The following is a 15,009-nucleotide window of genomic DNA, read 5'->3' as shown; positions in this document are numbered from 1 at the left end:
CGCATGAGCACCACTGCGACGCACGAAGACCTCGGCACTCGGATCGAAGAGGTCCTGCGGCGCCGGTTCTCCGAGCGCAGCGCCGCAGCCGAGTCCTACGGGACCGAGTTCGCCGCCCTGTGGCGCGCGGCATCCGATCACGCGCTGGGCGGCAAGCTGATCAGGCCTCGTCTGCTCCTCGACTTCCGTCGTGCCCTCTCCCCCTCCGGACTCAGCGCCGAGGAGGCCGCAGTCGCGATCGACATCGCAGCCGACGTCGAGCTGCTCCACTATGCGTTCCTGCTGCACGACGATGTGATCGACGGCGACCTCATGCGTCGTCGGCGGCCGAATCTGATCGGCTCGCTCGCCGAGCGTCGAAGCGGCGAGCACGACGAGCCGGCGCTGCACTGGGCGCGCTCGAGCGCGATCCTGATGGGCGACCTGCTGCTGTCCTCCGCGATCCTGGGATTCGCCAGAGCCGAGGTGTCGAGCGACACCCGTGTGCGTCTGCTCGCACTGATGGAGCAGACCGTCTTCGAGACCGTCGCCGGCGAGCACACCGACATCGGGCTCAGCGACGGCATCATCCCGCCCGACCTGCGCACCATCCTGTCGATGAGCGCCTACAAGACCGCCACGTACTCCTTCGTGCTGCCGTTGCGTGCCGCTGCGGTGCTCGCGGGCTCCTCGCCGGCCGCAGAGGAGCACCTCACCGCGATCGGCCGGCATCTCGGTCTCGCGTACCAGTTGCAGGACGACATCCTGTCGGTCTTCGGCGACCACCGCGCCCACGGCAAGGATGCCTTCTCCGATCTCCGTGAGGGCAAGGAGACCGCGATCATCGCCTACGCCCGGATGACCGGGCACTGGCCGAGCATCGAGCTGCACTTCGGATCGACGACCCTGAGCACCGAGAACGCCACCGGCATCCGCGACCGCCTGCGCGAGTGCGGCGCAGAGGGGTTTGCCCGCAGCCTCGTCGAGGAGCAGCTCGGAGCCGTCTCGACCGTCCTCGCCGAGGCGGAGTCCACCGGAAGCATCTCGCCGGCGGCCGGGCGCACCATCCTCGGGCTGGCCGCGAGCATCGAGAGTCGTCGCGCATGAGCGGGAGTCCAGCGAGGCCGCAGGACGACGGCGCCCTCGACCGCTTCACACGCACGGCGGAGATCGCGACCACCGACGTCATCCGCACGTATTCGACGTCGTTCGGCCTTGCCAGCAGACTGCTCGGTCGTCGGCACCGCCAGCATGTCCGCAACATCTACGCGATGGTCCGCATCGCCGACGAGATCGTCGACGGCGTCGCCGCGGAGGCCGGCCTGGACGGGTCGGCGCAGGCGGCCGCACTCGACGCCTACATCGCCGAGACGCATCGGTCGATGCGCAGCGGATACAGCAGCGATCTGATCCTGCACGCCTTCGCACGCACCGCGCTGGAGTGCGGGATCGGCGAGGAGCTGACGCAGCCGTTCTTCGACTCGATGCGCGCGGACATCGCAGCAGATGCAGCGTTCACGGCGCACGACGCCGACTCGCACGAACGCTACGTCTACGGCTCGGCGCAGGTCGTGGGTCTCATGTGCCTGCGGGTGTTCCTGCGCGACGAGACGAGGACGGATGCCGAGCTCGCGACGCTCGACCACGGCGCACGGCAGCTCGGCTCGGCGTTCCAGAACGTGAACTTCCTGCGCGACCTCGCCGACGACACCGAGCGGCTGCACCGCGGCTACCTCGGCGGATCAGCGCGTCTGACCGATGCCGACCGAGATGCGTGGGTGCAGACCGTGTTCGGCGAACTCGCAGATGCCCGCGCCTCGATCCCGCTGCTGCCCAAGGATGCCCGCGCCGCAGTGCGCAGCGCGCTGTTCCTGTTCGCAGCCCTCACGCATCGGGTCGCGAAGACACCGGCCGCCGAGCTCTACCGACGCCGCGTGCGGGTCCCCGACCCGATCAAGGCCGCACTCGCCGCGCGCGCGGTCGTCATCACGGCGCTGGAGCGCGACCGATGAGCCGGGTCGTCGTGGTCGGCGCCGGCGTCGCCGGACTCGCCACCGCCGGCCTGCTCGCTCGAGAGGGACACGAGGTCACGATCCTGGAGCGGAACTCCCGCGTCGGCGGCCGGGCCGGAACCGTCGAGCGCGACGGCTTCCGCTTCGACTCCGGTCCGTCGTGGTATCTGATGCCCGAGGTGTTCGACCACTTCTTCGCCATGATGGGCACCACGACCGAGGAGCAGCTCGATCTCACGGTCCTCGATCCCGGCTACCGGGTGTTCCGCGCGCCGGAGACCTCCGACGAGGCGGTCTCGGCCGTGACCGTGCCGGCAGGGCGAGCGGCTGTCGCCGAGCTCTTCGAATCGCTCGAACCGGGATCAGGGCCGGCGCTCGACGCGTACCTGGATTCCGCGCACGAGGCCAGCACGATGGCCGAGAAGCATTTCCTCTACAACCCGTTCACCCGCGTGCGCACGCTCGCCGCACCCGACGTGCTCCGCGCGCTCCCTCGACTCTTCTCCCTGCTGGGGTCGAGACTGCAGTCGTTCGCCGCGAAGCGATTCCGACATCCGGTGATCCGCCAGATCCTCGGCTATCCGGCAGTGTTCCTCGGCACGGATCCCCGAAGCGCTCCGGCGATGTACCACCTGATGAGCGCACTCGATCTCGACCAGGGCGTCAGCTACCCGCAGGGCGGGTTCTGGCGGGTCGTCGAACGCATCGAGGCACTCGCCCGCGAGGCCGGCGTCCGCATCGTCACCGACGCGGAGGTCACCGGCATCCGTACCGCGAGCATCGCGACAGGCACCACCGTCACCGGGGTCGACTGGATCGACGCAGAGGGCGCGAGCCGACTCGAGCGCGCCGACATCGTCGTCTCGGCCGCCGACCTGCACCACACGGAGACGGTGCTGCTGCCGCCGTCGCTCCGCACCTATCCCGAGTCCTGGTGGCGGCGCCGCACCAGCGGTCCCGGCGGCATCCTGGTCATGCTCGGTGTCCGCGGCGCACTCCCCGAGCTGCCGCATCACTCGCTCTTCTTCACGGAGGACTGGGACGCGAACTTCGACGCGATCTTCGGACGCTCACCGTCGATCCCCGCACCCGCATCGACCTACGTCTGCAAGCCGAGTGCGACCGATCCGGACGTCGCGCCCGCCGACCACGAGAACCTGTTCGTGCTGATCCCGGTGCCCGCCGACGTCGAGATCGGGCACGGCGGCGCGGACGGCGCCGGCTCTCCCCAGGTCGAGGCGGCGGCTGACGCCGCGATCGACATGGTGTCCGAGTGGGCAGGGATCCCAGACCTCCGTGACCGGATCGTCGTGCGCGAGACCACCGGGCCCGCAGACTTCCAGGACGACTACCACTCCTGGCGCGGCGGAATGCTCGGGCCGGCGCACATCCTCTCCCAGAGCGCGATGTTCCGAGCGCAGAATGCCTCCCGCAAGGTGCACGGGCTGTTCTACGCCGGCGCCACCACGGCTCCGGGCGTCGGCGTGCCGATGTGCCTCATCAGCGCCGAGATCGTGCTCAAGCGCATCCGCGGCGACCACTCGGGCGGCCCGCTTCCAGAGCCGGCGGTCCAGCCCGTCCGAGCGGATGCCGGCTGATGGGCGCACTGTATCTCGCAGCCCTGCTCGTGTCGCTCGGCTGCATGCTGCTGCTCGACTGGCGCTTCCGGCTCTTCTTCTGGCGCGATCCCGTGGCGGCGATCATCGTGACCGTCGTCGGCACTGCGTTCTTCCTGGTGTGGGACGTCGCCGGGATCGCCGGCGGGATCTTCTTCCGCGGTGAGGCGACCATCGCGAGCGGCATCGTGCTCGCGCCGGAGCTGCCGCTCGAGGAGCCGGTGTTCCTGCTCTTCCTGGTCGTCTGCACGATGGTGATCTTCACCGGGGCGACGCGCGTTCTCACCCGCCGCGCCGAGCGCCGCAGCACGCGGGCAGGCATCCGATGACCTACCTCCAGCTCGCCGGGATCTTCCTCGCCGCCGCCACCACCGGCGGCGTCGCTCTGTCCCTGCTCGCCCGACCGCGCGGACCCCGTGTGGCTGCGGTGGCGATCACGATCGCCGCGCTGTTCCTGCTCACCGCCCTCTTCGACACGATCATGATCGCGACCGGCCTGTTCCACTACTCGCCGGGTCATCTGCTCGGCGTGCACATCGGCCTCGCTCCCATCGAGGACTTCGCCTACCCGCTCGCCGGCGCGCTGCTGCTGCCGGCGCTGTGGGTCGCGCTGCGTGCCCGGCGCCGGGCGCGCGACGTCCGATCCGACTCCGCCGCCGATGCTGTGAACGAGGAGCAGGCATGAGCACTCGGACCGGCGGCTCGTCGATCGGCCGCGATCTCGCGCAGATCGTGCTCTCCTCCCGCCCGATCAGCTGGATCAACACCGCCTTCCCGTTCGCGGCGGCGTACCTGCTCAGCACCCGCGAGATCGATCCCACCCTCGTGATCGGCACGCTGTACTTCCTCATCCCCTACAACCTCGCGATGTACGGCATCAACGACGTCTTCGACTACGCATCCGATCTGGCGAACCCGCGCAAGGGCGGCCTCGAAGGCGCCCTGCTCTCGCCTCGCATCCATCGCGCCACACTGTGGGCGGCGGCCGCCACGAACATCCCGTTCCTCGTCTACCTGGTCGTCGTCGGCTCTCCCGCGTCCTGGGTCTGGCTGGCGGTGAGCGTGTTCGCCGTGATCGCCTATTCGGCGCCCGGACTCCGCTTCAAGGAGCGCCCCTTCCTCGACTCGATCACCTCGAGCACGCACTTCGTGAGCCCCGCGATCGTCGGGCTCGCACTCGCCGGCGCCCACGTGACCGCGGGGACGGTGCTGGTGCTCGTCGCCTTCTTCCTCTGGGGCATGGCCGCGCACGCCTTCGGCGCCGTGCAGGATGTCGATCCCGACCGCGAGGCAGGCATCTCGTCCGTCGCCACCGTGATCGGCGCCAGGGCGACCGTGCGTCTCTCCCTCGCCCTGTGGGTGATCGCCGGGGTCGCCATGCTGTTCACGCCGTGGCCAGGGCCGTTGGCCGCAGTCCTCGCCGTCCCCTACATCGTGAACGCCGCCCCCTGGTGGAACGTCACCGACGAGGGCTCGGCCGCGACCAACCGCTCGTGGCGCCGGTTCATCGCCCTGAACTATGTCGCGGGCTTCCTCGCGACCATGATCCTCATCCTCGCCTGGGTCTCCTGACCCCGCTGGACCCTTCCGGAAGGAACCCGATGTCTCGTCCCGCCTCCGCGCCGACTCCGACGAAGCGCGAACGCACCCGACGCCACTCGTGGGTGCGCGTGCTCATCCCCGCCGCACTGATCCTGGTGTGGCTGGTCGGCGCGTCGCTGGGCGGACCGCTGTTCGGCAAGATCGACGAGGTCTCCTCGAACGACCAGACCAGCTACCTGCCCGAGTCGTCGGACGCGACCCGGGTGCAGTCGCTGCTCGGGGAGTTCAACGACAGCGAGGCGATCCCGGCGATCGCACTGTTCACCTCTGAGCAGGAGCTCACGGAGAGCGACATCACAGCCATCACGGATGCCGTGGCCGACGCCCCGTCCCTCGAGGGCATCGCCGACGACGTGTCCCCGGCGCTCCCCTCCGACGACGGCAAGGCCATGCAGGCCTTCATCCCGATCCAGAGCGACGCGGAGCTCGCAGACACCGCCGAATCCCTCGGCGCACAACTGCGTGAGGCCGTGCCGGACGGCATCACCGTGTACATCACCGGGCCGGCCGGATTCAGCGCCGACCTGGTCGCCGGTTTCTCCGGCATCGACGGACTCCTGCTCGGCGTCGCCCTGCTGGCCGTCCTGGTGATCCTCGTGCTGGTCTACCGCTCGCTGCTGCTGCCGCTGGTGGTGCTCGCGACGAGTCTGTTCGCGCTCTGCGTCGCGCTCCTCGTGGTGTGGTGGCTGGCGAAGTTCGAGGTACTGCTGCTGAGCGGGCAGACCCAGGGGATCCTCTTCATCCTGGTGATCGGTGCGGCCACGGATTACGCGCTGCTGCTCGTCGCCCGGTTCCGCGAGGAGCTGCGGGTGTCGCAGGACAAGGGCGCCGCCATCCTCGCGGCCTGGAAGGGGTCGTTGGAGCCGATCGCCGCCTCCGGCGGCACGGTGATCGCCGGTCTCCTGTGCCTGCTGCTGAGCGATCTGAAGTCGAACAGCACGCTCGGCCCTGTCGCGGCGATCGGGATCGTGTTCGCCATGCTCTCGGCGCTGACCCTGCTGCCCGCCCTGCTGCTGCTGTTCGGTCGTGCGGTGTTCTGGCCGCGTCGTCCGGTCTTCGAACCAGCGGTCGTGGCCGAGGAGCACGGCATGCGCAAGACCGGGCTCTGGGCCGGCGTCGCGCGCTTCATCACCCGCCGCCCCCGGACGATCTGGATCGTCACGACGCTCGTGCTGCTCGCAGGAGCCGCCGGCGTCACGCAGCTCAACGCGAACGGCGTTCCGCAGTCCGACCTGGTGCTCGGTGCCTCTGAGGCTCGTGACGGGCAGATCGCGCTCGGCGAGCACTTCCCCGGCGGCTCCGGCAGCCCCGTCTCCGTGATCGCCCCGGAGGGCGAGCTGCAAGAGGTCGCCGACGTGCTGCTCGCGAGCGACGGTATCGATGGCGTCTCGGTCACCGCATCCGACTCCCCCAGCGGCTCGGCACCGGTCACGGCAGACGGCATCACCGCGGTCGGCCCTCCAGGCACGGCTGCGCCGGAGCCCACCGTCGTCGACGGCGACGTGCTGCTGCAGGGAACGCTGACGGATGCGGCCGATTCGGATGCCGCTGCGGCCACCGTCCGCGAGCTGCGCACCCAGCTCGAAGGCGTCGATGCGCTCGTCGGCGGCGTCACGGCCACCGCGATCGACACGAACGACGCCTCGATCCACGACCGCACCCTGATCATCCCGGTGATCCTGCTCGTGATCATGCTCATCCTGATGCTGCTGCTGCGGTCGGTCCTCGCGCCGGTGCTGCTGATCCTCACGACGGTGCTCTCGTTCGGCACGGCCATGGGCGTCTCGGCACTCGTGTTCGACGGGATCTTCGACTTCCCCGGCGCCGATCCAGCCGTCCCCCTGTTCGGGTTCGTCTTCCTGGTCGCCCTCGGCATCGACTACAACATCTTCCTGATGACGAGGGTGCGCGAGGAGTCGATCGCACACGGCACCAGGGAGGGCGTGCTGCGCGGACTCTCGATCACGGGAGGCGTCATCACCTCGGCAGGACTCGTGCTGGCTGCGACATTCGCGGCGCTGTCGGTGATCCCGATCCTGTTCCTGGTGCAACTCGCGTTCATCGTCGCCTTCGGCGTGCTGCTCGACACCTTCGTGGTGCGCTCGCTGCTGGTGCCGGCACTGGCCTACGACCTCGGTCGCGTCATCTGGTGGCCGTCGAAGCTCTGGCGCAGCGGGAAGGACTGAGGCGGAACCGACAGCCCTCAGGTGAGGGCGGTCTTCAGCGACTCGAGGTGGCCGCGGCTCTCGGATGCAGCCTTCGCGGGCTCACGATCGATCACGCACTGGGCGAGCTGCACGTGTATCGCGTGATCCGCGGGCCCGGTGTGCGACGTGCGGATGCGGAGCATCTCGATCATCGCCTGTCGCAGTCTCGGCGTGAGCGCGTCGAAGAGATCGAGGAGGATGTCGTTGTGCGCGGCGACCACGATCGCACGGTGGAACGCGGTGTCGGCGTCGACCTGGTCGTCGATCGCGTGACCTGACTGCTCACGAGCACTGAGGGCGGATCGGATCGCGCGCACATCGGTCGCGGTACGCCGGTGTGCGGCGAGCGACGCCGCCTCGGACTCGATCGCGATCCGCGCCTCGATCACGCTCACGATGCCGGCCCGACGCAGCACCGCATCGCGGTCCTCCGGCGCGTCGAGCGCGATCACGAACACTCCGGAGCCCTGCCTGGTCGCCAGCACACCGCGTCCGGCGAGCTGCCGGATGGCTTCGCGGACCGTCGATCGCCCGACCCCGAGCTGCGGGGCCAACGTCGTCTCGCCCGGAAGCTTCTGTCCGAGCGCCCACTCCCCGGATCTGATGCGGTCGAGGAGCACCACGGCCGCCTGATCGGCGAGGGGCGCGCGGTGGACCTGTGCCATGCCTGAAGTCTAACTTGTCAACTTGTCTGAGGAGTTGCTAGGTTGTGCAGGTGCGCATCGGACGTCTTCTCCTTCGCCGCCACGACAGGGCCTGATCTGACCGGCTCCCTGTCGTGGGCACGCGGCGCGCCGGTCGGACTCGACCCCAGCAGGAGACATCATGACCATCCCGACCGCTTTCCCGACCCTGTCCACGCCGAACGGAGCCGTCCCACCCGGGGCGCCCACCTGGAATCGGCAGCGAGCGTCCCAGATGCCCTCGCATCGATACGCCGCCGTCCGCGACCGCGTCGACGTGCCACTCGTCGACCGCCGCTGGCCGACACGCGAGCTGACCGCAGCCCCGCTCTGGGTGCCGGTGGACCTGCGCGACGGCAATCAGGCGCTCGCCGAGCCGATGGACCCCGCGCGCAAGCGGCGCTTCTTCGATCTCATGGTCACGATGGGCTACAAGGAGATCGAGGTGGGCTACCCATCGGCGTCGCAGACCGACTTCGACTTCGTGCGATCACTGGCGCAGGCTGGGCAGGTTCCGGCAGACGTCACGATCGTCGTGTTCACGGCAGCACGCCGCGACCTGATCGAGCGGACGATCGAATCGGTGCGCGGCATCCTGAACCCCGTCGTCATCCACGTGTACACCGCCACCGCGCCGGTCTGGCGCGAGGTGGTCCTCGGCCGCGATCGCGCCGAGCTGAAGGACCTGATCCTGTCGGCCGGCCGAGACGTGCTCGCACTGAGTGACGGCCTGCCCGACGTGCGCTTCGAGTTCTCGCCCGAGGTCTTCAACCTCACCGAACCCGACTATGTCCTCGACCTCTGCGACAGCATCACGACACTCTGGGATGCGACGCCTGACCGGCCGGTGATCCTCAACCTGCCGGCGACGGTCGAGATCGCGACGCCGAATGTGTACGCCGATCAGATCGAGTACATGCACCGCAACCTCGCGCGTCGAGCAGGCGTGATCCTGTCCGTGCACCCGCACAACGACCGCGGCACCGGGATCGCATGCGCCGAGCTCGCCGTGCTCGCCGGAGCCCAGCGCGTGGAGGGATGCATCTTCGGCAACGGCGAGCGGACGGGCAATGTCGACATCGCGACACTCGCCCTCAACCTGCACGCCCAGGGCATCGATCCGATGATCGACTTCTCCGACATCGACGAGATCCGTCGCACGGTCGAGTACTGCAATCGGATCGACGTGCATGCGAGGCACCCCTACGTCGGAGACCTCGTGCACACCGCCTTCAGCGGCACGCATCAGGATGCGATCCGGAAGGGACTTGCCGCCCATCGAGAGCGCGCGCGCACGACCGGCATCGATGCAGCCGCGCTGGACTGGCGTGTGCCCTATCTGCCGATCGACCCGGCCGACCTCGGCCGCGGGTACGAGGCGGTGATCCGGGTGAACTCGCAGTCGGGCAAGGGCGGGATCGCACACCTGCTCGAGAGCGAGTTCGGCATCGACCTCCCCCGGCGCCTGCAGATCCACTTCGCCCGCCTCGTGCAACGCCGGGCCGACGCCGACGGAGCTGAGCTCACGGCAGCGGATCTGTGGGAGTCGTTCGTCGCGCACTACCTCGCCGAGACGTCAGGGCGGATCACGGTGGAGGACTATCGAGTCGACCCGACGTCCACGCGCGTGCACGTGCGGCACGATGACGCATCGCTGACCTCCGTGCACGATCACGTGGGTCCGGTCGAGGCGCTGACGACGGCGCTGCGGGATGCGGGCATCGTCGTCGAGATCCTGGCGCTGCATCAGACCAGCGTGCGCGCCGGCGACGACAGCGAGGCGATCACGCTGCTCGAATACCGCGATGGCTCCGCCGTGCGATGGGTCGCGGGTCGCGCGAGTTCGGTGATCGAGGCCAGCTTCGACGCGGTGATCCGCGCTGCTGACCGCACCCTGGGGTGCCCTCGACAGGATTCGAACCTGCGACCTGCCCTTTAGGAGAGGGCTGCTCTATCCCCTGAGCTACGAGGGCCTGCCCGTCCAGTCTAAATGACCGCCCGGACCGCCGACGATCACGCCGCGAGCGCCAGGTACGGCTCCCAGCGCGGATCGCTGCGCTCGGTTCCGCGCACCGTCCAGGCGGTCCCGTGCGGCGGACGAGGGGTGAACCGCAGCTCCCAGCGCATCTCCTGCGGGGTGCGGTCGCTCTTGACGTTGTTGCACCGGAGACAGCATGCCACCAGGTTCTCCCACGAGTCCGCGCCACCGCGCGACCGAGGCATCACGTGGTCGATCGTCGAGGCCGCCTTGCCGCAGTATCCGCACCGGTGGTTGTCGCGCCGGAGCACTCCTCGCCGTGTGACCGGCACGCGGCGGCTGTTCGGCACCCGGACGTACCGGGACAGGACGATGACGGCCGGTCGGTCGTAGACACCGTGGCTGCCCCAGACGGGGTCCTCCTCGATGCGTTCGATGACGGTCGCCTTGTCGTTCATCACGAGCACGAGCGCTCGTTTGAACGACACGACCGCGAGCGGCTCGTATCCGGCATTCAGGACCAGTGTGCGCATTCGTCATCCTCTCGATCCGCCGGGACGGCTTCCCGGCACTCTCGAATCACATGAGGTCGCGCAGACGGCAGAGTACACGCAGAGACGAAAAAAGGCGCCGTCTCAGAGACAGCGCCTTTCGCGCACGGCAGCACCGTGGCATCCCTGCGGGCTATGCAGAAGGACGTGACGACCGAGGCCATCCATGGTTCGGATGTTCGGTGTTCGCGCCATCAGCCTCTCCCGTCCGTACGACAACGGGATCAGGCTAACCCATTCGGAGAGGTGCGAGGCGAAACTCGGGATGAACTCTCGGGTGTGTCAGGCCGGGATCAGCCGGCGTTCGCGGCGAGCCAGGAGTACGGCTCGACGAGGCCGCCGTTGATCCAGACCTCGAAGTGGAGGTGGTTGGCGGTCGAGCGACCGGTGCTGCCGACGTAGCCGATGAGCTGGCCGGCCGAGACGGTCTGTCCCGCTGCGACCTGGCGCGAGCCGTAGGTCATGTGCCCGTAGGTCGACTGCACGCGCTGGCCTCCGACGACGCTGTCGATCATGACGCACACCCCGTATCCGCCGATGCTCTCGGCAGAAGCACGGACGACGCCTGCTGCTGTCGCATAGATCGGGGTACCGGCCGGCGCGAGCATGTCGGCACCGTTGTGGCCGCCGCCGATGGTACGGCCCTGGTTGTACGAGCCGCCGGGCAGCGGGTACCGGACCTCGCCTGAACCGGGCGAGACGAGCGCGTAGCCGGCGGTGTTGAAGCTCGTCGTCGACGCGACGGAGGATTTGGCAGCCGCAGCCGCGCGGGCTGCCGCGGCCTCTTCGGCCTTCTTCTTCTCGATCTCTTCCGGCGTGGTCGCCGTGAAGGTGCCGCGGCTGAGCGGCGCAGCGGTTGCGTCGGAGGCGACGACCAGGGACTGGGCGTCGACCGCGGCGAGCTGCTGGATCGTGGCGGACGCCTCAGCAGGCTTGCTGTTCGCGTATGCCGGGAGCGCGATGCCTGCGACCAGCGCACCGACAGCGCCGAAGATGGCGATGGAACGGAGCGGCTTCATGGATCTGCGAGCAGGACTCGCCGCGCCGGTGCGGCGGGCGGGTACTCGGTCTTCAGATTTCTTCGCGGACGGTTCGATCTCTGCGGCCAAAACTTGGTTCCTCCTGCGCCTCACGCTTCGGGTAGCGCTGACTCGTCGGCACTCTGCTTCGTGGCACGAAATGTAGCTTCGGGTACTTTGTGCGTTCCTGCCGTGAGGACGACGAGCCGGAAAGGCGATCCTCGCGGTACGTCGTCCACGGGCTTCGCCGACGACTTGACCGAGGTTACCGGAAGATAACGATCATGTCACCCCGGGAAGCTGACAATCCTCGCAACGCGCTGATCTGCCCGGTCCGTGCACCTGTCGAAGGCCGGCCCTGAGCCGCCCTGAGCCCGTCGAAGGATCAGGCGGGCTCGCCGACGAGGAAGATGTGCGAGGCGAGCTCGACCGGAAGCTCCAGGCCGTCTTCCTTGTCCTCCATCTGGATCAGCACGTAGCCCTCATTGAAGCGGAAGTCGCCGCGTGCACCGGGCACGACGCCGGCCTCACGCAGCTGCTCGAGGAGCTCCGGGTCGACCTGAGCCGGCTCTGCGAGGCGACGCACAGTGCCGTCGATCGGCTCTCCGGCAGCGGTCAGCTTCTGGACGAGACCGATGACACCCTCGTCGAATGTGCGAGCGGGAAGGTCGCCGAGCTGGTCGAGACCGGGGATCGGGTTGCCGTAGGGCGATTCCGTCGGGTGCCCGAGGAGCTCGACGAGGCGACGCTCGACCTGCTCGCTCATCACGTGCTCCCAGCGGCAGGCCTCTTCGTGGACGAACGCCCAGTCGAGACCGATCACGTCGGACAGCAGGCGCTCGGCGAGCCGGTGCTTGCGCATGACGTTGACCGCCTTGCGGCGCCCGGCGTCGGTGAGCTCGAGCGTGCGATCCTCGGACACGACGACGAGGCCATCGCGTTCCATGCGACCCACGGTCTGCGAGACCGTCGGTCCGGAGTGGCCGAGGCGCTCGGAGATGCGAGCGCGCAGCGGGACGATGTTCTCCTCCTCGAGTTCGAGGATGGTGCGGAGGTACATCTCCGTGGTGTCGATCAGATCGGTCATGTGCAGGCCTCCGAGGTTCTTAGGTAAGCCTACATTCCCGGGGGGACATCGGCTTCGATGCGGTGATCGGGTGTCGGCCGCGCACCCTAGAATCGACGCATGGCGATCGAGATTCCCCGTGACCTCCTGCCCGTCGACGGCCGATTCGGCTGCGGACCCTCGAAGGTGCGCCCCGCGCAGCTCGAGGCGTTGCTGACCTCGGGAGCGTCGATCCTCGGCACCTCGCACCGCCAGGCCCCGGTGAAGAACCTCGTCGGCAGCGTTCGCGAGCAGCTCGCGGCGCTCTTCCGCGTTCCCGAGGGATACGAGATCCTCGTCGGCAACGGCGGCTCGACCGCGTTCTGGGATGCCGCTGCCTTCGGCCTCATCGAGCGTCGCAGCCAGAACCTGGTCTTCGGCGAGTTCGGCGGCAAGTTCGCCGCCTCCGCCGCAGCCCCGTGGCTCGAAGCCCCCGACGTGCGCAAGGCGGAGCCCGGCTCCCGCGTCGCCGCGGAGATCGTCGACGGCGTCGACGTCTACGCGTGGCCGCACAACGAGACGTCGACCGGCGTCGCGGCCCCGATCGAGCGGATCGTCGCCGACGGCGCGCTCACCGTCATCGACGCGACCAGCGCAGCCGGAGGGATCGACTTCGACGCCGCGCAGGCCGACCTCTACTACTTCGCGCCGCAGAAGAACCTCGGTTCGGACGGCGGCCTGTGGTTCGCCGTGGCCTCGCCGGCCGCGATCGACCGCATCGAGCGCATCGCCGCCTCCGGCCGCTACATCCCCGAGTTCCTGAGCCTGAAGAACGCGCTCGACAACTCGCGCCTCAACCAGACGCTGAACACCCCGGCGCTGACGACACTGCACCTGCTCGACAGCCAGCTCAGCTGGATCCTCGACAACGGCGGACTCACCTGGGCGTCCGCGCGCACGAGCGAGTCCTCGTCGGTGCTGTACGACTGGGCAGCGCGGACCGAGGTCGCGACGCCGTTCGTGTCGGACGCCGCGCACCGCTCCCCCGTCGTCGTGACGATCGACTTCGATGACAGCGTCGACGCGGCGGCGATCGCGAAGACGCTCCGCGCCAACGGCATCGTCGACACCGAGCCGTACCGCAAGCTCGGGCGCAACCAGCTGCGCGTCGCGACCTTCGTCTCGATCGAGCCGGACGACGTGCGCCAGCTCACCCGCTCACTGGACTACGTGCTGGAGAACCTCGGCGCCTGAGCGCCGGAGGTCACTCCTCCTCGTCGACCTCGTCGGCGCCGTCATCCTCGTCGGCGTCGGCGTCGTCTTCCGACTCGTCATCCTCGGAGTCATCGCCCTCGGATTCGGCGTCGTCATCGTCGAAGTCGCTCTCCGCTGACTCCTCGTCGTCGGACATGCTCGGGTCGAGTTCGTCGATGTCGACCCCGTCGACGTCTCCCGCATGCAGGACCGTCCCGCGGTCGGCCTCGTCCTCATCCTCGTCGTCATCGAGGTCGTCGTCGTCGAGTTCCTCTGCGTCGTCATCGTCGAGATCGCCGTCGTCATCGGCATCCTCGACCTCGCCGGATTCGCCCGCCTCAGCAGCCGCCTGCTCCGCCAGCTCTGCCTGATGCGACCGGTATTCGGCGAGACGCTCGACCCACGGCACCCATTCGGGGGCGAGGAGCGCACCGTCGCCCGGCAGCAGTTCGATCTCGAGGACCGTCGGCTCCTCGTCGTCCACGCGAGCGACCGTCACGGTCCAGAACCATCCCGGGTAGCCGGGTAGGCGGTTCTGGAAGCGCAGCGAGACCGAGCCGTCGTCCTCGGGGAGGTATCCGGCCGCCGGCCCGATGCTCGACGCAGGAGTGATCTCGCGCAGTGCCGCGAGCGCGAGATCGTGCGCGTCGATCAGACGCGCGTCGGCGTCAGGCTTCGAGGTCATCAGCGACCTTCCGCAGAACGGCAGCGATCTTGCGGCCGTGGCTGGAAGAGGGGTAGCGACCGCGACGAAGGTCGCCGCCGATGCCGTCGAGCAGCTTCACGAGGTCCTCGACGATGATCGCCATGTCATCCGCCGACTTCCGCTTCGCCTTCGCGAGGCTCGGCGGCGCTTCGAGCACGCGGACGGAGAGGGCCTGGAGGCCGCGCTTGCCGTCAGCGACACCGAACTCGACCCGGGCACCGGCCTTCACCGCGGCGCCTGCAGGCATGGCGGAAGCGTGCAGGAAGACGTCCTGGCCGTCATCGGTGGCGATGAAGCCGAAGCCCTTGTCTTCGTCGTAGAACCTGACCTTGCCGGTGGGCATGGGAGAACCTCGCT

The 15,009-nt window shown here is 68.8% G+C and carries 15 protein-coding genes and 1 tRNA gene; 9 read left to right on the top strand and 7 right to left on the bottom strand.

Translation table 11 applies throughout. The features are described from left to right. Positions 1-3: 3 nt before the first annotated feature. Genes V7Z82_RS11285 through V7Z82_RS11255 form a run of 7 tightly spaced genes read left to right on the top strand, consistent with a single transcriptional unit; the run spans position 4 to position 7,395 of the window. Positions 4-1,086: a polyprenyl synthetase family protein gene (locus V7Z82_RS11285; protein WP_334151530.1), complete on the top strand. Its 1,083-nt coding sequence runs from the start codon at positions 4-6 to the stop codon at positions 1,084-1,086. Further along, entirely contained in the window at positions 1,083-1,991 is a 909-nt protein-coding gene (locus V7Z82_RS11280; RefSeq protein ID WP_334151526.1) for a phytoene/squalene synthase family protein, read from the top strand. Before V7Z82_RS11285 ends, V7Z82_RS11280 begins: the two co-directional genes overlap by 4 nt. Further along, positions 1,988-3,589 carry a phytoene desaturase family protein gene (gene crtI, locus V7Z82_RS11275; protein ID WP_334151524.1) on the top strand — a complete coding sequence of 534 codons (1,602 nt, stop codon included), beginning with the start codon at positions 1,988-1,990 and terminating at the stop codon, positions 3,587-3,589. The genes V7Z82_RS11280 and crtI overlap by 4 nt, the downstream gene beginning before the upstream one ends. Continuing rightward, positions 3,589-3,936 carry a lycopene cyclase domain-containing protein gene (locus V7Z82_RS11270; protein ID WP_334151522.1) on the top strand — a complete coding sequence of 116 codons (348 nt, stop codon included), beginning with the start codon at positions 3,589-3,591 and terminating at the stop codon, positions 3,934-3,936. Before crtI ends, V7Z82_RS11270 begins: the two co-directional genes overlap by 1 nt. Continuing rightward, positions 3,933-4,292 carry a lycopene cyclase domain-containing protein gene (locus V7Z82_RS11265; protein WP_334151519.1) on the top strand — a complete coding sequence of 120 codons (360 nt, stop codon included), beginning with the start codon at positions 3,933-3,935 and terminating at the stop codon, positions 4,290-4,292. Before V7Z82_RS11270 ends, V7Z82_RS11265 begins: the two co-directional genes overlap by 4 nt. Continuing rightward, entirely contained in the window at positions 4,289-5,179 is an 891-nt protein-coding gene (locus V7Z82_RS11260) for a prenyltransferase (protein WP_334151516.1), read from the top strand. The genes V7Z82_RS11265 and V7Z82_RS11260 overlap by 4 nt, the downstream gene beginning before the upstream one ends. A gap of 29 nt (positions 5,180-5,208) precedes the next feature. Then, entirely contained in the window at positions 5,209-7,395 is a 2,187-nt protein-coding gene (locus V7Z82_RS11255; RefSeq protein WP_334151513.1) for an MMPL family transporter, read from the top strand. A 17-nt stretch (positions 7,396-7,412) separates the two neighbouring features. On the opposite strand, the gene V7Z82_RS11250 is transcribed toward V7Z82_RS11255, so the two are convergent. Then, a complete protein-coding gene (locus V7Z82_RS11250) occupies positions 7,413-8,081 on the bottom strand; it encodes a FadR/GntR family transcriptional regulator (protein WP_334151511.1) in 669 nt (222 codons plus the stop codon). Positions 8,082-8,241: 160 nt separating this feature from the next. On the opposite strand from V7Z82_RS11250, the gene V7Z82_RS11245 reads away from it, so the two are divergent. Continuing rightward, positions 8,242-10,038: a 2-isopropylmalate synthase gene (locus V7Z82_RS11245; RefSeq protein ID WP_334151879.1), complete on the top strand. Its 1,797-nt coding sequence runs from the start codon at positions 8,242-8,244 to the stop codon at positions 10,036-10,038. On the opposite strand, the gene V7Z82_RS11240 is transcribed toward V7Z82_RS11245, so the two are convergent. The 4 genes from V7Z82_RS11240 to V7Z82_RS11225 all read right to left on the bottom strand — a co-directional run bounded on the left by V7Z82_RS11240 (position 10,000) and on the right by V7Z82_RS11225 (position 12,734). After that, positions 10,000-10,072 (bottom strand) — tRNA-Arg (locus V7Z82_RS11240). The two genes, V7Z82_RS11245 and V7Z82_RS11240, sit on opposite strands and share 39 nt — an antisense overlap. A 40-nt stretch (positions 10,073-10,112) precedes the next feature. Beyond that, positions 10,113-10,610, bottom strand: a complete 498-nt coding sequence (locus tag V7Z82_RS11235; RefSeq protein WP_334151510.1) for an HNH endonuclease — start codon at positions 10,608-10,610, stop codon at positions 10,113-10,115. A gap of 311 nt (positions 10,611-10,921) precedes the next feature. Further along, positions 10,922-11,647, bottom strand: a complete 726-nt coding sequence (locus tag V7Z82_RS11230; protein WP_334151508.1) for a M23 family metallopeptidase — start codon at positions 11,645-11,647, stop codon at positions 10,922-10,924. 385 nt (positions 11,648-12,032) lie between these two features. After that, positions 12,033-12,734 carry a metal-dependent transcriptional regulator gene (locus tag V7Z82_RS11225; protein WP_334151507.1) on the bottom strand — a complete coding sequence of 234 codons (702 nt, stop codon included), beginning with the start codon at positions 12,732-12,734 and terminating at the stop codon, positions 12,033-12,035. Positions 12,735-12,833: 99 nt separating this feature from the next. Between V7Z82_RS11225 and serC the strand changes: the two genes are divergently transcribed. After that, on the top strand, positions 12,834-13,946 hold the full coding sequence (gene serC / locus V7Z82_RS11220) for a phosphoserine transaminase (protein WP_334151506.1): 1,113 nt from the start codon (positions 12,834-12,836) through the stop codon (positions 13,944-13,946). A gap of 10 nt (positions 13,947-13,956) precedes the next feature. Here serC and V7Z82_RS11215 read toward each other — a convergent pair whose 3' ends face one another. Then, the gene (locus V7Z82_RS11215) at positions 13,957-14,631 is read right to left on the bottom strand and encodes a DUF3027 domain-containing protein (protein ID WP_334151505.1); all 675 of its coding nucleotides are present in this window, start codon (positions 14,629-14,631) and stop codon (positions 13,957-13,959) included. Then, positions 14,615-14,995, bottom strand: a complete 381-nt coding sequence (locus tag V7Z82_RS11210; protein WP_334151504.1) for a cold-shock protein — start codon at positions 14,993-14,995, stop codon at positions 14,615-14,617. Before V7Z82_RS11210 ends, V7Z82_RS11215 begins: the two co-directional genes overlap by 17 nt. Between the last annotated feature and the right edge of the window lie 14 nt (positions 14,996-15,009).

The organism is Microbacterium sp., assembly GCF_036823965.1.
Taxonomy (GTDB): domain Bacteria; phylum Actinomycetota; class Actinomycetes; order Actinomycetales; family Microbacteriaceae; genus Microbacterium.
The sequence above is the reverse complement of the archived record's forward strand: the minus strand, read 5'-3'. Positions and strand labels throughout refer to the sequence as shown.